Below are 21658 nucleotides of genomic sequence, written 5' to 3' on the forward strand. Positions count from 1 at the left end.
GAATTTATGAGTATTTTAGAAGTAAAGAATTTGAGCCATGGTTTTGGTGACCGTGCAATTTTTGAAAATGTCTCCTTTCGTCTCTTGAAAGGGGAACATATCGGACTCGTCGGTGCCAATGGTGAAGGAAAATCGACCTTCATGTCCATCGTGACAGGTCAAATGCAACCAGATGAAGGTAAGGTTGAATGGTCACGTTATGTAACGGCAGGTTATTTAGATCAGCATGCTAAATTAGAAAAGGGTCAATCAGTCCGTGACGTCTTACGCACAGCCTTTGATGAATTATTCAAAACCGAAGCTCGTATCAATGATATTTATATGTCAATGGCTGAAGACGGGGTTGATATTGATGCTCTTATGGAAGAGGTTGGAGAACTCCAAGATCGCTTGGAAAGTCGTGATTTCTATACTTTAGATGCCAAAATTGATGAAGTAGCTCGTGCTCTTGGTGTCATGGAATACGGTATGGACAAGGATGTGACGGAATTGTCTGGAGGTCAACGGACCAAGGTACTCTTGGCTAAGTTGCTTTTAGAGAAACCAGATATCTTGCTCTTAGATGAACCAACCAACTACTTGGATGCTGAACATATTGATTGGCTCAAACGATATTTGCAGAACTATGAAAATGCCTTTGTCTTGATTTCGCACGACATTCCTTTCTTGAATGATGTGATTAATATTGTCTACCATGTGGAAAATCAGCTTTTGACTCGCTACACAGGTGATTACTACCAATTCCAAGAAGTCCATGCCATGAAGCGGGCTCAGTTGGAGGCAGCTTATGAGCGCCAGCAGAAGGAAATTGCAGACTTGCAGGACTTCGTTAACCGTAACAAGGCACGTGTTGCAACTCGAAACATGGCCATGTCTCGCCAGAAGAAGTTGGATAAGATGGAGATTATCGAACTTCAGTCCGAAAAACCAAAGCCATCCTTCGACTTCAAAATGGCACGCACACCAAGTCGATTTATCTTCCAGACCAATAATTTGGAAATAGGATACGATCGCGTTTTAACACGTAAATCGCTCAATTTAACCTTTGAGCGTAACCAAAAGATTGCCATTGTCGGTGCCAACGGTATTGGTAAATCCACCCTTCTCAAAAGTCTTCTAGGCATTATTCCACCGCTCGGTGGCTCTGTGGAGCGCGGGGAGTATCTGGAACTAGGCTATTTCGAGCAAGAAGTAGCTGGCGGCAATCGTCAGACGCCACTTGAAGCGGTATGGGATGCCTTTCCTGCACTTAATCAAGCGGAAGTCCGTGCTGCCTTAGCTCGCTGCGGTTTAACCTCTAAACATATCGAAAGCCAGATTCAAGTCCTTTCAGGTGGAGAACAGGCTAAGGTTCGTTTCTGTTTGCTTATGAACCGTGAAAACAATGTACTTATCCTTGACGAGCCGACCAACCATTTAGATGTGGATGCCAAAGATGAACTTAAACGAGCTCTCAAAGCCTACAAGGGTTCTATTCTCATGGTCTGCCATGAGCCTGATTTCTATGAGGGCTGGGTTGACGATGTTTGGGATTTTAATGACCTGACTTAAGAAACAAGCTATCGAAAGGTAGCTTTTTCTTTATGCTTATACTATAATCTCGAGTTTATCAGTTAAAAAATGAAAAAAGCTCCCTAAACGCTGTCAAATCAACGTTTAGGGAGCTTTTTTGAGTCATAAATTGTGTTGTGTATGCAGTTTTTCCCTAACTTTTGAATATCTTCATGTCTGACAGTTCCACGATCCCAAGTGATTCCTAATAAATGAAGTAACTCACTTGCTTCATGGTTCTGCTTGACTCTATATATCCCTTGTCCCATATCTGCAGCTAACATACTGTTTAAGCCCTCTATCATTCGAGCAGGACTCATTTTCTTATCGGTAATGTAATACAATAAGCGTATCATCACTAAACTGATAAAGCAGGTTAGGAAATGGCCTTCAATATGTTCATTTTTTCGTACATAAACAGGTCTCGTTTCAAACTCTGTTTTTGTAATTCGGAAACAATTCTCAATCGCAGATAATTCTTGATAGGCCTCTAATATGGCATCATCTTCCATCTCAATCTCACTGGTCACAAGGACATGAACCCCATCAAATTGAGCATCAAATTCGACCTGTTCTTGGTCAATTCGGATAAGTGGCGAAAATGGTTTAACCTCTCCGGTTTCCTTATCCAAATAGCTCAACTCAAGGTATTTCTTTCCACCCTTCTTGCTCGTTTGTCGAAACAATTCCGCATCAGTTAGCTTATTGGCATAGTCAAGAGCCCCTTCACGTCGAATCCGTTCTCTATCTTCATATTTCTTTGACCAGGTCAGTAGTACTTTTTCTTTAACGGTTGGAGAATCCTTCTTGGTCCCAAGTTTTCTCTCTCGAATGTAAGACTTTTTAGCGAAAGTGATATCTTGATTAAACTGCCAACCAGATTCTTCCAATATTTTTTCTTGAATATCCTTCGGAGCACCTCGTTTCCCACGGTGCTTTTGCGAGAAGATCCAGCCGTCATTGTTCTTTATAGTGGCATTCAGGTTATTTGTGCTGTTCATCGCTTTGTCTGCGACCACTACCAACCGTTCAATCCCAAACTGTTTCTTTACTTGCTCAATTGCTGGAATATAAGTGATAGGGTCTGTAAGGTTTCCTCGAAATAGTTTATAAGCGATAGGAATACCGTTCATATCCATGAATAATCCCATTTGGATAATGGGGTCTTTCCTATATTCTTTACTAGCTCCTCTTCGACGAAGCCCCTCGACAAGAAGGTCTCCATTTTCATCACGGATATCTTCATCAGGAACATCAATTTCAAAAAAATAGTTGGTAACATCATAAAACACTAAGGTTCCAGTTCGATTCGTTAATTGGCTAACTTCTTGATGTAAGTGCTGTTGAATTTCTGATTGAAAGGTATTTAAGATATCTAGTGACCGATAAACTGAATTATATGGAACATTCCAATCTCCGAATAGGGAAGCTTGGTGGTAGAAAGTTTTATATTTACTTCCCGGATTAAGAATTCGTTGAAAAATCAGTAGTTTAACTGTTTCATCTAAGTCCATCGTCATTTTTGACGGCTTATTCTTTTTAAAGAATTGATGTAACTTAAGTGTAGTATAAAGATCTTCTAAAATCTTCCAACCAATGTTTTCGTCAGGTTTGTTCATTGGATCTTTCAAAGAAAGTTTTATCAGAAATTCCTCAGACTTAGCTTGTGAGTTTTCCTTTGCTTCACGTTTTAATCGCTCAAGAATGCCTGGTTCTTTCGCTTCCAATTCGTCCAACAAACCATATTTATAAAGAATCCGTTGTTTTGACTTTCCGTTCTCACGATATCCTTCAACAAGATAAACATGTTTACGGCCTTCTCTGTTTTTTGTAATTCGAATAAATGCCATAAATATATTATAACATACACCGCCGTTCACAACAACAAAAATATCAATAAAATGTTAAAAAAATACCGCTGTTATCGCAAAAACAGCGGTTGTGAAATGAATTAACTGATAAACTCGAGAAGCGGTATGGGATGCCTTTCCTGCACTTAATCAAGCGGAAGTCCGTGCTGCCTTAGCTCGCTGCGGTTTAACCTCTAAACATATCGAAAGCCAGATTCAAGTCCTTTCAGGTGGAGAACAGGCTAAGGTTCGTTTCTGTTTGCTTATGAACCGTGAAAACAATGTACTTATCCTTGACGAGCCGACCAACCATTTAGATGTGGATGCCAAAGATGAACTTAAACGAGCTCTCAAAGCCTACAAGGGTTCTATTCTCATGGTCTGCCATGAGCCTGATTTCTATGAGGGCTGGGTTGACGATGTTTGGGATTTTAATGACCTGACTTAAGAAACAAGCTATCGAAAGGTAGCTTTTTCTTTATGCTTATACTATAATAGAATGAGCATAGTAAAGGAGGTAAAAACATGAACAGAATAGAACGTGGTCACACTGGCTAGACCTCTCAGAGGAGTAAAACGGTCTGGGGATAGACCGTTTTAGCTCAACAACTAGAAATAAAGACTTGTTGACGAACTCTTTTTGACCAGTCGGGTTCTTTCCCCCTCACCGTCGCTCTGACAGTTGGAAAGACAGTTCCACTTGACTGGTTTGAAAAAGCTAGAGGAAAAAAATTATTGGGACTAGCTTGTGGTGGTGGTCAACAGGGGCCGATGTTTGCGGCTCATGGTTATGAAACGACTATAATGGATTTTTCTCTGAAACAGTTGGAAAAAGATAGGTTCGTTGCAGAGCGAGAGAATTTAGATTTACAGACGATTCAGGCAGATATGACACAAGCTTTTCCTTTTGAGGATGAAACTTTCGATATTATTTTTTGCCCTGTTTCAAATGTTTATATTGAAGATTTGACCAATATGTGGCAAGAATCCTTTCGTGTTTCGAAAAAGGGTGGCCTGCTTATGGTTGGCTATATGAATCCATGGATTTATGTCTTTGATGCTGATGATGTTTGGAAACATCCGGAAAATTCTTTGACCCCAAAATATAGCCTGCCATTCAATTCACGCCAATTAGAAGAAGAAGGCCAAATTACGATTGACCCAGAATATGGTTATGAATTTAGCCACACCTTAGAAGAACAGATTGCTGGACAATTAAGAGCTGGTTTTGCCATGATCGATTTTTATGAATCAAAGGATCAGCGCAATCGTCTATCCCGATTTGGTTCAGACTATCTGGCGAATTTGTCCATAAAATGATAGAGTTAAGCTACCGAAAGGTAGTTTTTTCTATAGTTGATTGAGTGTTTTACAATAGGATCTCAAATATTTTGACTAGTTAATTGAAATATATTAGTATATATTTGATAGTAATGTAACTGATAATAAAGGATTGAAAGGAAGATTTAACATGAAGCACCAATTTAAACGGATTATATTGATGATATTTCCAACTACCATATTCTTATTTGCATGCCAGCCAGCTAAAAACGAAATGGATTCTCTTGAGCAGTATAGGACCGAATATATCGGAGATAATAACAATGTAGTTAAGATTGCAAGTTTACAGGATTACCCAGCAGGTTACACCTATGATCATATTGAAATACGTTCAGATGAAGAACCATATGAGCTTATCATCTATTTGAAAGTAACTGAGATGCCTGACTCTGACTATTTAGATTTAGAGCAGAATAGTAATTCCATTTTTGACTTGATTGCTAATTTAGGAAAGGTAACCTTTATCAATGAAGAAACCCAGAAAGAAATAGTTTCATATAATAAAGAATGACCTGCCTTATGTAGGTCATTTCTCAATTATGAGTATCGTCTGAATTTTATCAGATACTTTCAAAATACTTGACATATTGATAGATAGGAGTATAATTAGAATTGTTCTAAAGAAAGTTTAGAATCATTATAAATTGGAGGCGATAACTATGACAATGAAAGATTATGGAAAAGATCCATTTGTAACCAATATTGAAACTGCTACGCTAGAAAATACAAACTATCGAACAGCAATTTGGACTGGTGAATTGCTTCAAGTGACCTTGATGTCCATTCCAGTCGGAGAAGATATTGGTGCGGAAGTGCACAATGAAAACGATCAGTTCCTCCGCATTGAACAAGGTCATGGCCGAGTTATCATGGGTAAATCTGCTGAACAGATTACCTTGGATAGAGAAGTTGGACCAGAAGATGTTATCTTGATTCCTAACGGTACCTACCATAATGTCATCAATATTGGCCAAGAAGACCTCAAAATCTATTCTATCTATGGACCAGCCCATCACGCTCATGGTACGGTTCATGAAACACAAGCTATTGCACTTGCTGCGGAAGAAGCTGAAGAACATGGTCACTAATACACCGATTTTTGAACTAAAATCCGTCGGCTTATCTGATAAAGGTAAGTCGATTTTGACTGATATTCATTTTTCTGTTAGTGAAGGTGAGCGTCTAACCTTGGTTGGGCCTTCGGGTAGCGGAAAAAGTAGCATCTTAAAATTATTGGCAGGGCTTACTTCAGCAACTCAAGGCCAGATTCTTTTTAGAGGAAAGGAAATAGAGAAGCTGGATATGCCCACCTATCGAAGAGAAGTTTCCTATTGCTTTCAACAACCAGTACTTTTTGGAAATACAGTCGAAGACAATCTGCGTTTTCCATTCACAGTGAGGCAGTTAGAATTTGATAAATCAAAAGCAATTACAGCCTTAAAAAATGTAAATTTAGGTGAAGATTTTCTTACCCAAGGGATTACAGAATTATCAGGTGGTGAAAAACAACGTGTCGCTCTTATACGCAATTTACTTTTTGAACCTCAAGTTTTGCTTTTAGACGAAGTTAGTGCAGGGTTAGATGCGGAGACCAAAGCTATTGTGAATCAACTACTTACTGATTACCACGCAACTGGAAAAACATTAATTGAAGTGACACATGACCAATCAGAAATTGATGGGGCTAAGCATATTTTGAGAATGAAAGATGGGAGGATGCAACAATGAACTCTGTTTCAGTAGATAATTTATCCCTAGTCTTAATTTTCGGCTTGGTTCTACTTGCGATGGGGATAAGTCAAAAAGAGAAACTAGGGCTGACGAAAGATATTTTAGTAGCGGTTGTCCGTACGATTGTTCAATTATTCGTTGTTGGCTATATTTTAAAATTTATTTTTCAAGTTTCGAATGTTTTCCTCAGTTTGGGTATGGTGTTGATTATTCTTTATAATGCCAGTGTACAAGCAAATAAACGCAATCCAAACAAGAACAAAAAGCTGATTTATCCTTTTCTTGCTTTGCTCACTTCCACCAGTATCACTTTAGGATTATTACTGTTATCAGGGGCCATTCAATTAATACCTTCTCAAGTCATTCCAATTTCAGGGATGTTGGCTAGTAATGCAATGACAGCAATCGGTCTATCCTATCGAGCAATGTACCGGTCCTTTACTGATAACCGCCAACAGGTGTTGGAAAAATTAAGTCTAGGGGCAACGAGTAAATTGGCTTCACAGGAAATTTTGCGAGAATCCATTCGGACTGGTATGCAACCGACAATTGACTCAGCCAAAACTGTTGGTTTAGTCAGTTTACCAGGAATGATGTCTGGGCTGATTTTTGCAGGAGTAGACCCTGTCCAAGCCATCCGCTATCAGATTATGGTAATGTTCATGCTGCTATCAGCAACCAGTCTCGCATCTGTTATAGCCTCATATGCGGCCTATAAGACTTACTTTACAGATAGGACTCAGTTAGATTTTGAATAAGGAAAATGATCTTTCTGTGTGAAAGGTCATTTTTTAACAGTGAAGTCTGCGAAAATATGATAAAATAGACTTACTTTGATATAGTCTTTTGGTTTACTTTTATTACTAGCTTCAAAGGTTCGGGGAACCTTTGAAGGTCGGAGATGAAACAAACGAAGTTTGTGTCAACAGCCGCAGGCATACCTGAAGTACGGCAAAACGAGTTAACGATGTAATAAAAGATAAACCAAATGACGATACTGAAAAGGAGAACACATGACAGTTAATTTTAGAGCAGAGTTTGATAAACGCAAAGATGAGTTTCTAGCGGACCTCTTTGACCTTTTACGCATCAATTCTGAGCGTGACGACAGCCAGGCAGATGCCCAGCATCCATTTGGACCTGGCCCAGTGCGTGCCTTGGATAAGTTTTTAGAAATCGCTCAGCGTGATGGCTATCCAACCAAGAACGTTGACAACTACGCAGGTCACTTTGAATTCGGCGAGGGCGACGAAGTCCTCGGTATCTTTGGTCACTTGGACGTGGTGCCAGCAGGAAGTGGCTGGAATACCGACCCATACGAGCCGCAAATCATCGACGGTAAGCTCTTTGCCCGCGGATCCTCTGACGACAAGGGACCGACCATGGCTTGCTACTATGGCTTGAAAATCATCAAGGAGTTGGGTCTTCCGACCTCTAAAAAAGTCCGTTTCATAGTTGGTACCGATGAAGAGTCAGGCTGGGCGGACATGGATTACTACTTCGAGCACGTCGGCCTTCCTTTGCCAGATTTCGGATTTTCTCCAGATGCTGAGTTCCCGATTATCAACGGCGAAAAGGGCAATATCACAGCTTATTTGCATTTTGCAGGGGAAAATAGCGGAGCTGCTAAACTGCATTCCTTCACAGGTGGTTTGCGTGAGAACATGGTGCCTGAGTCTGCGACAGCTATTATCTCTGGCGACCTAGCAGACTTGGACAGCAAGTTAGCAGCATTCACAGCCACTTATGGCCTAAAAGCTGACGCGGAAAACCTTGAAAACGGTCAAGTTCAAGTCACCGTCATCGGAAAATCAGCCCACGGTTCAACCCCAGAAGAAGGTGTCAATGGAGCAACCTATTTGGCAAAATTCCTCAGCCAATTCGCCTTTGATGGAGCAGCTAAAGCCTATCTTGATTTGGCTGGTCAAGTCCTTCTGGAAGACCACGATGGACAAAAACTTGGCGTAGCCATCTACGATGAACAAATGGGTGCCCTTTCTATGAACGCAGGTGTCTTTAAGTTTGATGAAAACTCATCTGACAACACCATTGCCCTCAACTTCCGTTATCCCAAAAATACTAACCCTGAAACCATCAAGGCTGATTTGGAAAAACTTGGCGTAGAAGCTGTGAGCTTGTCTGAGCATGGTCACACTCCACATTATTGCCCAATCGATGACCCAATGGTCGCAACTCTTTTGTCTGTTTATGAAAAACACACAGGTTTGAAAGGTCACGAACAAGTAATCGGTGGTGGTACATTCGGCCGCTTACTCAAACGTGGTGTTGCCTACGGAGCCATGTTCCCGGGCGATGTCAATACCATGCACCAAGCCAACGAATTTATCGAAGTTGAGCAACTCTACCGCGCCGCTGCCATTTACGCAGAAGCTATCTATGAATTAATCAAATAGTACGAACCCATATTTACAGTACAGCACTTTTATCTAAGGCTAGTTTTTCAGCTACTCATCGTTCGTTTTTTGGGAGTGAGAAAGAACTCGATTGGTCTCAAAACGAGTTCGTCAACAAATTTTCGTTTCAAGTTGTTGACCTGAAACAGTCTATCCCCAGACTGTTTCACTCCCACCCCCGCACAGCTCCAACAGTCAGAGTAGTGACTGTTGGAGGTTGGAAATGAAGCGAACTTGTTCGCAACAGTCGTAGAGGTCGGATTTGGAGTGTAAAACACGAATTGCAGAGATTTGCTTCACAAATCTTATCTCCAACCTTTAACAGTCCACTGGACTGTTAAACCCAATCAACCACTGCGCTGAGATGTTGATACAAACTCTGAGAAGTGGCGCTGGGCTTGAGCCCAGCCCCAAAAAACTGCCTTGATTAGCGAAAAACTATCTCTTATATCAAAGTACTTTACTTGTGAATACGGGTTCATATCAAGACGGGTTTGCCCGTCTTTTTTAGGAGGGAAAATGGAACTGAAAGAACTCACAGTTGCAGATATGGAAATGGTCAAAGAGTTGTTCTTATCTGTATTTAGTCAGGAGCCTTGGAATGACGACTGGTCGGATGAGGAACAATTAGACCGTTATATAGGTGATTTACTGGAGCACCCTAGAGCACTTTGTTTTGGATTGCTTGACCAAGGTAGCCTCATTGCCCTTTCTCTCGGTCATATTCGCTACTGGTATGAGGGGACCGAATACCGTATTGAAGAGCTCTGTATTGCTCGCAACTACCAGGGACGAGGAATCGGGCAAGACTTCCTAAAAAGAATTGAGGAGCAGCTGGTCGAGAGAAAGATTGTTCATATTCTCCTGCAAACTGAACGCACTCTTCCAGCCTTTTTCTTTTATAAAAAATGCGGTTTTCATGCTCTAGAAGCAGATGTAACAATGGTCAAGAAAGTAGGACATCATGGAACTTGCTGATATTCGTCAGGCGATTATGGAAGATTTACCCAATCAAGCTTTTACGAAAAATGGGATAAAGCCGCTTTTCCAAGCATCTTCTACCGCAAAAATCCTCATTATTGGACAGGCACCGGGATTAAAAACACAAGAAAAAGGTCGTTTATTTGATGATGCCAGTGGAGAGAATCTTCGCAAATGGTTGGGAGTAGATAGGGAATTCTTCTATGAATCTGGCTATTTTGCTATTCTTCCTATGGATTTCTATTATCCAGGAAAAGGGAAGTCTGGGGATTTGCCGCCTCGTAAGGATTTTGCGTCCAAATGGCACCCGCTCATTATGAAGCAACTACCCCAGATTGAGCTGACCTTGTTGATTGGTAAGTATGCCCAGGACTATTATTTAGGAGAATCCCACAGGACTGTAACTGAGAGAGTGGAGAATGCAGCTGATTACCTACCCACCTATTTTCCTCTACCTCATCCATCGCCAAGGAACAATATTTGGCAAGCTAAACATCCTTGGTTTGTTGAAGAGATTTTGCCATTGCTGAAAAACAACATAAATATATTGATAAAGCAAAACTAACATGATATAATTGTATATATATACCTAATAAATTTTTCTTATCTTTGTTCATCGAAGGAGGTGTTCTGATGAGAAAATGGAAAACACTGATTGTCACTTGTCTAACTATTTTAGCGGTTTGGTTGTTAATTCCACCTGCCTTAGTAAATGCAAATCAGATTCCTGACCGACCGATAGATACAACAGTAGTAGATGATACTCAATTACTTTCTAGTGAGACTATTGCTGAAATTGATCAGCTTAATCTCGATTGGTCAACAACGGAACAAGGTTTACAGGTCGGTGTCTATATGACGAATAGTCTTTGGACAGATATCGAAAGTTTGGCCAATGAGACATTCCGTCAGTGGCAAGTTGGATTTTCAGGCACAAATAATGGAATACTTCTGGTTATTGCAATAGAAGATAGGGAATTTCGGATTGAAACGTCAGATAATGCTGCGACAGTCTTGACAGATGTAGAAGCCAAAGAAATTCTCGAAAATGCAAGAGAATTATTTCGACAGGAAGACTACAATGGCGGTGTAACCTATATTGTTCAATCCATTGGTGATCAGTTTTATGGTACCAGCGTTGGTCAGAGCCAGTTAGCCACCTTAGATGAGGGAACATCGGAAGAGGATCAGGGCTTTTTCGCTTTCTTAACTGTTGTTGTAGTGATTATTATTTTTGTGATCATTGAAAAATCCAGTCGTGGTGGTGGACCAGGCAATTTGCTCTGGATGTTGGTGGATGATCAGCATCACTACCGCAATCATCACTCGTCTAATTCCTCATCGTCCAGCTTCGGTGGCGGTGGTTGGTCCGGTGGTGGCGGAGGAGGTGGAGGTGCCTCTTCCGGTTGGTAAGGAATCTTGTAAAGATTCTGATAGCTATTCTTTTTTTAGAATGTATAATCATTGTTAGAAAGGAAATCATATGAAAAAGAAATGGTTGGTTCTCCTCATTCCAGTCCTAGCTCTGCTATTTTTAGGAATGGGAGCAGTCGGGCAATACAATGGCTTGGTGGACAGTTATGCTGAAGTTGAAAATGCGCAAGCCAATGTAGACACACAGTTGCAACGACGCTATGACTTGATACCTAATGTAGTCGCAGCTGTCAAAGGAGCCATGGAACACGAGGAAGAAATATTTACTGCTATTGCAGAAGCGCGTGCTAAAATCGGCTCCAGTCAACAGGGAACGAGTGAATATTACCAAGCTCAAAGTCAGTTGGATTCTGCAGTTTCTCGACTATTGGTAGTGGCAGAAAACTATCCACAATTGACAGCTAATCAACAGGTTTCAGACTTGATTACAGAGCTTGAAGGTACCGAGAATCGAATCTTAGTTGCCCGTAAAGATTATAACGCAGTGGCAACATCTTACAATAAAAAAATCAAACGCTTCCCAACATCAATCTTTGCAGGTCTATTCGGATATGAAAAAGTTGAACTTTTCCAAGCCACAAATGATGCGGCAACCACTGTGCCAAGTGTTGATTTGAGTGATGAAGAGTAGAATAGGATTCTTGTTTTCATTAGATTAGAAATAACAAAATAGAACTCGGCAAAAAACGAGTTCTATTTTGTTATGGATTGACCCAAACACCACTCACATAATCTTCTGATAAGGTCGTTTTATTGGTTATCTTTTTAGTCTGCAAATCATAAATGATAAGAGTATCCGAAAGAATCATCATCAAACGACGATCGTCTATTTGACGGACATGTTCAAGATGGTGGGGTCGAGGATTTAACTCCTTCAATGAATGAAAAACTTGTTCCCCAGTTTCTGTATTGTAAATGGTAAATGAGATGGGACTGAACTGGTAATCAGTGTGTTCGATAAAAAGTAAATTTTTATCTTTTAGTGGATAGAGTGCGCTCGGTGAAGAATGTTCTAATGTAATTGATGAAAATGTCCGTTTTGAAGTATCAAAGGTCAGAAGTTGAGACATCCTTTCAATTTTTTCATATTCCATTGTTTTATTTCCAAAGACAGGGAGATAAATGATTCCATTTGCCATAACGCCCTCTCCAGTGGCAAGGTTATTATCGTATTTATAAACTTTCTGTTTGAAGAAATTTTGTTTATCACAGACTAATAAGACATTTTCTTCAGTATCAGCTTGATATAATTCCCTTTTAAGTCCAGTCATGTAGACCGAATCATCATCTACATAAATAGCTGGAAAGGGAATGAAGTCATCATTTAACACAAGTGTTTGGGAGGTTTCAAATTTCTTATCGAATTGTGCCAGAGTATGGTAAGGACCAGCAGTATAGAAATATTGACCGTCAGTGCCACTTAAGTAAGAAGCATACTGACTAGCTTTACGAAGAATCTTTCCACTTTTGAAGTCAATTGAAACGAGATTATCATTGACTACTTTGTGTTGATCATTGGCATAAACTAGATATCGATTATCTAAAATATAATTTTTTCCCGATCCAAAATAGTTCTCAGAGTTCATTTTTTGAGTATTGAGGAGGATAGGGCCATCACTAGATAACTGAAAGGTTTCGATTTTATCTGGATAAACAAGGTAAAAATCAGCATCCTTAGATAATGTTACATCGCCATGTTGGTAAGAATTTACTTTCCAACCAATATAAGAAAAAACAAGGCAAAATGCAGCTAGTAAAGCAACAACTAATTTTTTCATCGTAGAGTCTCCTTTCTATTTTTTAGTATAATATAATTTACAGCAATCAACAAGTATTTTTGTGTTTTTTTGTATATAAAAGTCATGCAAATATTTTTGCATGACTATATTTATTTTCCAAGACAAAATTGGCTAAAGAGTTGTGTAATTAATTCATCTGGAGCAGCATCTCCTGTGATCTCGCCCAATATTTGCCAACAACGTGTTAGGTCTACCTGTAACAAGTCGACAGGCATACCCATTTCCAATCCCTCATTAACTGCCTGAAGACTTTGGACAGCTTGTTCTATCAATGATATATGTCGTGAATTAGATAAGTAGGTAGCATCTTGTTCCACCAAACCTGCATTTTCAAAGAAGAGTTGATTGATTTTTTCTTCGATTTGATCAATGTTTTGATTTTCTAAGACAGAAATGCGGATGACATCCTCAGGTAGTTGATCAGCTTCAATTTTTTCTTCTAGGTCTGTTTTATTGAGCAAGATTATCCGATTTGCCATGTCTGAAATGGCTAATAGATTTCGGTCTTGCTCGGTAAGTGGCTCGGATGCGTTGAGGACTAGCAGGATGAGGTCGGCCTCCTCAAGGGCTTTTTTAGACCGTTCCACACCGATCTTTTCAACGATGTCATCTGTTTCACGGATACCAGCGGTATCAATCAGCTTGAGAGGGACGCCTTTGATGTTGACGTATTCTTCGATAACGTCGCGAGTTGTCCCTGCAATATCTGTAACGATGGCTTTTTCCTCACGGAGGAGATTATTGAGTAGGCTGGATTTTCCCACATTTGGTCGACCGATAATAGCTGTTGCGATACCTTCACGTAAAATCCTACCTCGACGAGCGGTTCGGAGAAGATTTTCCAAAAGAGCTTGAAACTGGAGAGTCTTCTCACGGACTAAGTCTGTGGTTGCCTCTTCAACATCATCATACTCTGGATAATCAATATTCACTTCGACTTGAGCCAAAGTATTGAGGATTTCCTGACGTGTTTCATTGATCAGTTGAGAGAGAGAGCCATCCAACTGACGGACTGCGTTGTGCATAGCCTTGTCGGTCTTGGCACGGATGACATCCATGACAGCCTCTGCCTGGGTCAAATCCACACGTCCGTTGAGAAAGGCCCGCTTGGTAAATTCCCCAGGCTCAGCCATTCGGGCACCTTGTCTAATCAACAATTGAAGAATTTCATTCGTGACGGCGATACCCCCATGCGTATTGATTTCAATAACATCTTCGCGCGTAAAGGTCTTTGGAGATCGCATGGCACCGAGCATCACTTCATCTAGTACCTGTCCAGACGCCGGATCAATAATATGTCCATAGTTCAGACTATGACTTGGCACAGTCGCTAAGTCCTTTCCTTTAAAAACTTTGCTTGCAATGGCAAATGCATCTGTACCAGACAGACGAACAATCCCAATTGCCCCCTCACCGAGAGGAGTAGAAATAGCAGTTATTGTATCGAATTCTTTGGTGATCATAGAGTTTGGCTTTCTAAAAAAATCTTACTTATTAGTTTAACATGGAAAGACAAAAAAAGCATGTTTGAAAGATGAGATAACATAAATAGATATTGAAAACGGTTTACAAAAGGGGTAAAATAGATTTGAGATAATAAAGAGAAAGCAGGTTTTTATATGACAAACGGTAAAATTTTAGGCCTTGATATTGGTATTGCTTCTGTCGGAGTAGGCGTCATAGATGCACAGACGGGAGAAATCATTCATGCAAGCTCTCGTATTTTTCCATCTGCAAATGCTGCTAATAATGCAGAACGCCGAACTTTTCGTGGAAGTCGTCGATTGATTAGGAGAAAAAAACACAGAATTAAAAGATTAGATGATTTATTTAATGATTTTCATATTAATTTAGATGGAGAAATGTCGTCAGATAATCCATATGTTCTTCGCGTGAAAGGCCTCTCTCAAAAACTAACAGTTGAAGAATTATATATTTCTATAAAGAATATTATGAAGCGCAGGGGAATATCCTATCTAGATGATGCAGAGTCAGATAACGAAGCGGGAAGAAGTGATTATGCTAAAGCTATCGAGCGTAATAGACAGTTATTGACTTGTAAAACACCAGGAGAAATTCAGTTAGAGCGCTTGGAGAAGTACGGTCAGTTGCGTGGAAATTTTACGATAATTGATGAGGATGGGCAATCTCAACAAATTATCAATGTTTTTTCAACATCAGATTATGTCAAGGAAGTTGAGAAAATTTTAGATTGTCAAAAAATGTATCATAAATTTATATCTGATGAATTTTGCGATAAGCTAATCGAGCTATTAAGAGAAAAAAGAAAGTATTATGTTGGTCCAGGGAATGAGAAATCTAGAACTGACTATGGTATTTATAGAACAGATGGGACAACTCTAGAGAATTTATTTGGAATTCTTATTGGTAAATGTACGTTTTATCCAGATCAATTTCGTTCTTCGAGAGCGTCCTATACAGCACAAGAATTTAATTTTTTAAACGATTTAAACAATTTAACAGTGCCTACTGAAACGAAAAAGTTAAGTCAGGAACAAAAAGAATTTTTAGTAAATTATGCTAAAGAAACGTCGGTTTTAGGGGCTGGAAAAATATTGCAACAGATTGCGAAACTTGCGGATTGTAAGATTGAAGATATTAGGGGGTATCGTTTAGATAATAAGGATAAACCCGAAATACATACCTTCGAAATCTATCGAGCAATGAAAGGGCTAGCTCCGTTAGTAAGCATTGAAGAAATGTCACGAGAACAGCTTGATACATTGGCTGATATTCTAACCCTTAATACCGATTTTGAAGGAATTCGAGAGGCCTTGCAAAATCAATTGCCAAATGTATTTGATGAAGAACAAGTCAAGGGGTTAGCAAGTTTTAGAAAGTCGAAAAGCCAATTATTTGCAAAAGGCTGGCACAATTTATCTCAAAAAATTATGCTGGAGTTAATTCCAGAATTATATGCAACATCTGATGAACAAATGACAATCTTAACGCGATTAGGAAAGTTTGAGAAAAGTATTTCTTCTAGACCTACTTCCTCAATTAATGTAGATGAAATTGCAGATGAAATATATAATCCTGTCGTTGCAAAATCGATTCGTCAGACTCTTAAAATCATCAATGCAGCAATCAAAAAATGGGGGGAATTTGAACAAATTGTAATCGAGATGCCGCGCGATCGTAACGAGGATGAGGAAAAGAAAAGGATTGCGGATGGGCAGAAGGCTAATGCGAAGGAAAAAGAAGATTCAATCCGTCGTGCTGCTGAATTGTATTGTGGTGAGAAGAAACTTCCTGGCAATGTATATCATGGACACAATCAGTTAGCAACGAAGATTCGTCTCTGGTATCAGCAAGGACAGCGTTGTATATATACTGGTCTGCCAATCTCAATTCATGATTTGATTCACAACCAGAGTCAGTATGAAATTGATCATATCTTACCACTTTCATTGACATTTGATGATAGTTTATCAAATAAAGTCTTGGTTCTAGCAACTGCTAACCAAGAAAAGGGTCAACGTACACCATATAACTATCTGCAAAGTACAACAACAGCTTGGTCCTATCGAGAATTTAAAGACTATGTGATTAAATGTAAAGGAATTGGAAAGAAAAAACGTGAATATCTGACGTTTGAAGAAGATATAGATGTATTTGAGGTACGGAGTAAATTTATTCAACGTAATTTAGTAGATACCCGTTATGCGTCTAAAGTAATACTTAATTCTTTGCAGGATTATTATAGAACAGCTGGGAAATCAACCAAGGTATCAGTGGTCAGAGGTCAGTTTACTGCTCAGCTACGTCATAAATGGGGAATCGAAAAGACGCGTGATACATATCATCACCATGCAGTTGATGCCCTGATTGTTGCAGCATCAAGTCAATTAAAGTTATGGAATAAACAGGAAAATCCACTCATTTTTGACTATACAGAAGGGCGTCAAGTCGATTTAGAAACCGGGGAAATCCTCGAGTTAACGGATGATCAATATAAAGAACTTGTTTACCAACCTCCTTATCAAGGATTTGTGAATACAATATCTAGTTCAGCTTTTGACGATGAGATCTTGTTCTCATACCAAGTTGATTCCAAAGTGAATCGTAAAATTTCGGATGCTACAATTTATGCAACTAGAAAAGCACAGCTTGGAAAAGATAAAGTAGAAGAGACATATGTTCTTGGTAAAATTAAAGATATATACACACAAGCTGGCTATGAAATGTTCTTGAAGCGGTACAACAAGGATAAAGCATCTTTCTTAATGTACAATAAAGATTCAGAGACTTGGGAAAAAGTAATAGAGATTGTTTTACGGGATTATAGGGAATATGATGAGAAAGGAAATGAAGTGGGCAATCCCTTCGAAAGATACTACAAAGAAAATGGTTATCTAAAAAAATATAGCCGAAAAGGTAACGGTCCTGCAATTAAGTCCTTGAAATACTATGATAATAAATTGGGTAATCATATCAATATTACTCCAACTAATTGCCGAAATTTAGTTGTTTTACAATCTTTGTATCCATGGAGAGCAGATGTCTATTTCAATTTACAGACAGGGAAATATGAGATTTTAGGTTTGAAATATTCGGACTTAAAATATCAGAAAGGGACAGGAGAATATGGTATTACCCAAGAAAAATATGGCCTTATCAAATCTCAAGAAGGTATTTCGAATGAATCACAATTCAAATTTAGTTTATATAAAAATGATTTATTACTTATTTGCGATAGTGTAAATAGAGAGCAACAATTATTCCGCTTTCTTTCTAGAACCAAACCTAATCAAAAACATTATGTAGAATTGAAGCCATTTGATCAGGCTAAGTTTGAAGGAGGTCAAGAATTAATGAGTATTTTTGGAGCAGTGGATAAAGTAGGTCGATGTATAAAAGGTCTCAATAAACCAAACCTATCAATTTATAAAGTCAGAACAGATATTTTAGGGTTTAAACACTTTATAAAGCAAGAGGGAGAGCGACCTCAGTTAACATTTAAAAAATAAGTAAGAAAGGGGTTGCATTTTTTAAGTAAAAGGTGTAAACTGTAAGTGTAAGGGACGCCTTACACTGTTACTTAAATCTTGCTGAGCCTACAAAGATAAGGCTTCATGCCGAAATCAAGCACCCCGTTTCGTACGGGGTGCTTTTCGTTATGCTTAGGAGTTTAATATGACTTGGAGAATTGTACATATCCACCAAAGTGAAAAAATGCGCTTAAAACTCGATAACCTAGTTATAAAGAAACAAGGTGAAGAGTTTACTATTCCATTGAGTGACATTTCAATCATCGTTGCAGAAGGAGGGGATACGGTTGTCACATTGCGTCTATTAAGTGTATTGAGCAAGTATAATATTGCTTTGATTGTGTGTGATAGTCATCACTTACCTACAGGTATTTATCATTCACAAAATGGACACTTTAGAGCCTATAAAAAATTACAAGCCCAACTATCGTGGTCGCAGTTGCAGAAGGATAAGTTGTGGCAAATCATAACTTACTTTAAGATTTCTAATCAGCAAGATACCCTAGCAATGTTCGAAAAAGATTTATCAGCTATTCAATTACTGTCGGATTATAAAGAACAGATTGAACTGGGAGATAGGACTAACCGAGAGGGTCATGCAGCAAAGGTTTATTTTAATGAACTCTTTGGTAAGCAGTTTGTTCGACAGACTCAAAAAGAAACTGACGCTGTGAATGCTGGTTTGAATTATGGCTATACCATTTTCAGAGCACAGTTAGCACGAATCGTAGCAGGCTATGGTCTGAATGCTCTTATAGGAGTTTTTCACAAAAATGAATACAATCAGTTTAATTTAGTAGATGACCTTATGGAGCCTTTTAGACAGATTATTGATGTGTGGGTTTATTTAAATTTAAGGGAAGCTGATTTTTTAACATATCAGCATCGGTTGGATTTGACAAATCTATTGAATGCAAAAATAAAATATGGAAAAGAAAAATGTAGTGTCACTGTAGCAATGGATAAGTTTGTTAAGGGATTTATCCGTTGTATCGAAGACAGAGATACCAATCAATTCTTCTGTCCAATTGTTTCAAGTCTAGAAATGGAGAAATTATGAGGTACGATGCCATGCGCCTACTATGCTTTTTTGATTTACCAATGGAAACAACTCAAGAAAAACGTCAGTATCGTTTGTTTAGAAAGGAGCTAATAGCAAATGGATTTGAAATGTTACAGTTCTCTGTCTACTATCGCACCTGTCCGAATAGAAGTTTTGCTAGTAAATTTTATAAAAAACTACAACAAAGTTATTTACCTGCTGGTAATGTGAGGTTGCTTGCAGTCACAGAGAAACAATTTTCTGAAATGGTTTTAATCGTTGGGGGCAAGACAAGGCAAGAAGAAACAGTCAGTGATAGGAAGTTGGTAATTATATGAATTGGTCAATTCCTCACCATACATTGAACAATATCCCTATTCATGTTGGACAATTTACGCAAATTGTTGGACAAAATGTTGAATTAAAGTATTATATTTGGCAACTTTTGATCTGGTATTTTGGTGGGAAAAAATACAAAGAGGAGGATTTAACACTTTTTCACCAAATTGAACTTATTATTTTAAAAGATGATGAGACTATAAATAGAAATGCCTTTCAGATTATTTCAATAGCAGAAATAGGAGATATCGCAGAACAAATTTTATACAAGAAGGGAACTGTTGGTTTTTCCTATCTTTCCTCTAAAATGCAGAGCCTAGAGGCTATAGAAGAGCTTGAAATGATAAATTATCACTTGCAGAAAATTGCTCAAAAAGTAAATGCAACTATTTCCTTAACTTATGATGAAATAGAATATGAAGTTGGAAATATTGATTTTATTCCAGAACAAATTATCACTAAGCAGTTTGTTCCATTTTTTAAATATTCAAGAGATCAAATTGCTTTTGAATTTGTCCCTAATGAAAAGAAATTGTGGTTTCTGTTACAAATGTTAGACTATCTATTAGAAGTGCAAGCTAAACCAATCTTGCTTATTTTTAAAAATTTAGATGATTATTTGAAATATGATTCTTTTGTCCGAATAGTACATTATTTAGAAATGCTTTGTGATAAGTATCCCTATTTTCATGTTATGTTATTTCCTTCACAGGAGGGGTATCTATACTTAACTGAATCGACTATTGAAACGGTCAATATATATTCTGATCAAATAGAGCACTATCCTGATTTTTCCTTCTTGTATCATAGTTATCTGAATTCTTACCCCTCAACGCACCCATTAGATACAAAGGAATTTTTGGATTCTCTCCGAAAAATTAGTCCGTATTTATTTTCTAATGATGTAAAGAAAGTTGTTAGTTTATCTGATGTAGATTTGATAACTTTGAAAATTATCAATTCACTTTATAATTATGATGTAAAAATGGAGTATGCCAATAAATCTATTTCAAAATTAGAGGAAAATTACCTTATATCCTAAATTTGACAAGTATTTTAATAGATATTATAATTAGAAAAGAGAGTATAAAAACAATTTGAGGTTTTTGTACTCTCAAGATTTAAGTAACAGTAAAACAAGAACTCGTAATCTTGTTCAACATGATATGTTTTTGTACTCTCAAGATTTAAGTAACAGTAAAACATAAAGGCATTTCAAGAAAACGGTCAGTCTGTTTTTGTACTCTCAAGATTTAAGTAACAGTAAAACCTGCAACCAAAGTTGGTGATTCGATGTCTCGTTTTTGTACTCTCAAGATTTAAGTAACAGTAAAACATTGATTGACTGTAGTTTGAAGTATGAGTGGTTTTTGTACTCTCAAGATTTAAGTAACAGTAAAACATGCCTTTGTAAAAGTCCAACGACCTGCCAGTTTTTGTACTCTCAAGATTTAAGTAACAGTAAAACCTGCAACCAAAGTTGGTGATTCGATGTCTCGTTTTTGTACTCTCAAGATTTAAGTAACAGTAAAACATTGATTGACTGTAGTTTGAAGTATGAGTGGTTTTTGTACTCTCAAGATTTAAGTAACAGTAAAACATGCCTTTGTAAAAGTCCAACGACCTGCCAGTTTTTGTACTCTCAAGATTTAAGTAACAGTAAAACCAAGCAATCAAAACGTAGAGTCCCTTATGGTTTTTGTACTCTCAAGATTTAAGTAACAGTAAAACCTGTCAAAGAAACGACAAGTCTTTATGAGCGTTTTTGTACTCTCAAGATTTAAGTAACAGTAAAACCGCCAAAGGCAACAACTAAAGCAACAACGCAGTTTTTGTACTCTCAAGATTTAAGTAACAGTAAAACATTCCGATGACATTTCCATAAGTAAGTCTAGTTTTTGTACTCTCAAGATTTAAGTAACAGTAAAACTCATCGGTCTGATTGTTTGGACTGTCTACAGTTTTTGTACTCTCAAGATTTAAGTAACAGTAAAACGGAACAAGTGCAAGCTATCTGTATCAGCATGTTTTTGTACTCTCAAGATTTAAGTAACAGTAAAACGTGGGCGTGGTATCGGAAAAACTTTCAGCAGTTTTTGTACTCTCAAGATTTAAGTAACAGTAAAACTTTGATAGCCTCGTACTGTTCCTTTGTAAGTTTTTG

The 21658-nt window shown here is 38.2% G+C and carries 17 protein-coding genes, 2 pseudogenes and 1 CRISPR repeat array (1 of these 20 running past the window's edge); of the genes and pseudogenes, 16 read left to right on the forward strand and 3 right to left on the reverse strand.

The window, feature by feature from the left end:
* Positions 1 to 6 precede the first annotated feature (6 nt).
* Complete coding sequence (locus L6410_RS03580; RefSeq protein ID WP_237396103.1) at positions 7 to 1551, forward strand: ABC-F family ATP-binding cassette domain-containing protein; 1545 nt, start codon at positions 7 to 9, stop codon at positions 1549 to 1551.
* Between the two features lie 98 nt (positions 1552 to 1649).
* Here L6410_RS03580 and L6410_RS03585 read toward each other — a convergent pair whose 3' ends face one another.
* Positions 1650 to 3401 (reverse strand): IS1634 family transposase, encoded by a 1752-nt coding sequence (locus L6410_RS03585; protein ID WP_237395190.1) that lies wholly within the window; start codon positions 3399 to 3401, stop codon positions 1650 to 1652.
* A 118-nt stretch (positions 3402 to 3519) separates the two neighbouring features.
* Between L6410_RS03585 and L6410_RS03590 the strand changes: the two are divergent.
* The 11 genes and pseudogenes from L6410_RS03590 to L6410_RS03640 form a co-directional block, all read left to right on the forward strand.
* Positions 3520 to 3849 (forward strand): annotated as a pseudogene (locus L6410_RS03590) (ATP-binding cassette domain-containing protein); the annotation flags it as partial.
* 212 nt (positions 3850 to 4061) lie between these two features.
* A pseudogene (locus L6410_RS03595) lies at positions 4062 to 4721 on the forward strand (class I SAM-dependent methyltransferase); the annotation flags it as partial.
* Positions 4722 to 4872: 151 nt separating this feature from the next.
* Positions 4873 to 5253 carry a DUF4825 domain-containing protein gene (locus L6410_RS03600; protein WP_024392409.1) on the forward strand — a complete coding sequence of 127 codons (381 nt, stop codon included), beginning with the start codon at positions 4873 to 4875 and terminating at the stop codon, positions 5251 to 5253.
* Between the two features lie 142 nt (positions 5254 to 5395).
* Positions 5396 to 5830: a cupin domain-containing protein gene (locus L6410_RS03605; RefSeq protein ID WP_202593196.1), complete on the forward strand. Its 435-nt coding sequence runs from the start codon at positions 5396 to 5398 to the stop codon at positions 5828 to 5830.
* Positions 5820 to 6470 (forward strand): ABC transporter ATP-binding protein, encoded by a 651-nt coding sequence (locus L6410_RS03610; RefSeq protein ID WP_029749919.1) that lies wholly within the window; start codon positions 5820 to 5822, stop codon positions 6468 to 6470. Before L6410_RS03605 ends, L6410_RS03610 begins: the two co-directional genes overlap by 11 nt.
* Complete coding sequence (locus tag L6410_RS03615) at positions 6467 to 7231, forward strand: ABC transporter permease (protein WP_024396290.1); 765 nt, start codon at positions 6467 to 6469, stop codon at positions 7229 to 7231. Before L6410_RS03610 ends, L6410_RS03615 begins: the two co-directional genes overlap by 4 nt.
* 255 nt (positions 7232 to 7486) lie before the next feature.
* Positions 7487 to 8887, forward strand: coding sequence for a dipeptidase PepV (gene pepV / locus L6410_RS03620; protein ID WP_172040232.1), 1401 nt, complete (start codon positions 7487 to 7489; stop codon positions 8885 to 8887).
* A 519-nt stretch (positions 8888 to 9406) separates the two neighbouring features.
* Positions 9407 to 9865 (forward strand): GNAT family N-acetyltransferase, encoded by a 459-nt coding sequence (locus L6410_RS03625; protein WP_172040233.1) that lies wholly within the window; start codon positions 9407 to 9409, stop codon positions 9863 to 9865.
* Positions 9852 to 10433 carry a uracil-DNA glycosylase family protein gene (locus tag L6410_RS03630; RefSeq protein WP_024392415.1) on the forward strand — a complete coding sequence of 194 codons (582 nt, stop codon included), beginning with the start codon at positions 9852 to 9854 and terminating at the stop codon, positions 10431 to 10433. Before L6410_RS03625 ends, L6410_RS03630 begins: the two co-directional genes overlap by 14 nt.
* A gap of 68 nt (positions 10434 to 10501) precedes the next feature.
* A complete protein-coding gene (locus L6410_RS03635; RefSeq protein WP_237396114.1) occupies positions 10502 to 11281 on the forward strand; it encodes a TPM domain-containing protein in 780 nt (259 codons plus the stop codon).
* Positions 11282 to 11351: 70 nt separating this feature from the next.
* On the forward strand, positions 11352 to 11933 hold the full coding sequence (locus L6410_RS03640) for a LemA family protein (RefSeq protein WP_024396286.1): 582 nt from the start codon (positions 11352 to 11354) through the stop codon (positions 11931 to 11933).
* Positions 11934 to 12003: 70 nt separating this feature from the next.
* On the opposite strand, the gene L6410_RS03645 is transcribed toward L6410_RS03640, so the two are convergent.
* A complete protein-coding gene (locus tag L6410_RS03645) occupies positions 12004 to 13080 on the reverse strand; it encodes a hypothetical protein (protein WP_024396285.1) in 1077 nt (358 codons plus the stop codon).
* A 110-nt stretch (positions 13081 to 13190) separates the two neighbouring features.
* Positions 13191 to 14564, reverse strand: coding sequence for a tRNA uridine-5-carboxymethylaminomethyl(34) synthesis GTPase MnmE (mnmE, locus tag L6410_RS03650; protein WP_172016685.1), 1374 nt, complete (start codon positions 14562 to 14564; stop codon positions 13191 to 13193).
* Between the two features lie 156 nt (positions 14565 to 14720).
* Here mnmE and cas9 point away from each other — a divergent pair, with 156 nt between their 5' ends.
* From cas9 to csn2-St, 4 genes are all read left to right on the forward strand, one after another.
* Complete coding sequence (gene cas9 / locus L6410_RS03655; protein ID WP_237396129.1) at positions 14721 to 18092, forward strand: type II CRISPR RNA-guided endonuclease Cas9; 3372 nt, start codon at positions 14721 to 14723, stop codon at positions 18090 to 18092.
* Positions 18093 to 18258: 166 nt separating this feature from the next.
* The gene (gene cas1, locus L6410_RS03660) at positions 18259 to 19173 is read left to right on the forward strand and encodes a type II CRISPR-associated endonuclease Cas1 (protein ID WP_237396136.1); all 915 of its coding nucleotides are present in this window, start codon (positions 18259 to 18261) and stop codon (positions 19171 to 19173) included.
* Positions 19170 to 19493, forward strand: coding sequence for a CRISPR-associated endonuclease Cas2 (cas2, locus tag L6410_RS03665; RefSeq protein ID WP_237396144.1), 324 nt, complete (start codon positions 19170 to 19172; stop codon positions 19491 to 19493). Before cas1 ends, cas2 begins: the two co-directional genes overlap by 4 nt.
* On the forward strand, positions 19490 to 20536 hold the full coding sequence (gene csn2-St, locus L6410_RS03670; protein ID WP_237396145.1) for a CRISPR-associated protein Csn2-St: 1047 nt from the start codon (positions 19490 to 19492) through the stop codon (positions 20534 to 20536). Before cas2 ends, csn2-St begins: the two co-directional genes overlap by 4 nt.
* A 60-nt stretch (positions 20537 to 20596) precedes the next feature.
* A CRISPR array of direct repeats spans positions 20597 to 21658; the repeat unit is 36 nt; unit sequence GTTTTTGTACTCTCAAGATTTAAGTAACAGTAAAAC (it continues 359 nt past the right edge of the window).

The organism is Streptococcus parasuis (assembly GCF_021654455.1).
GTDB lineage: Bacteria > Bacillota > Bacilli > Lactobacillales > Streptococcaceae > Streptococcus > Streptococcus parasuis.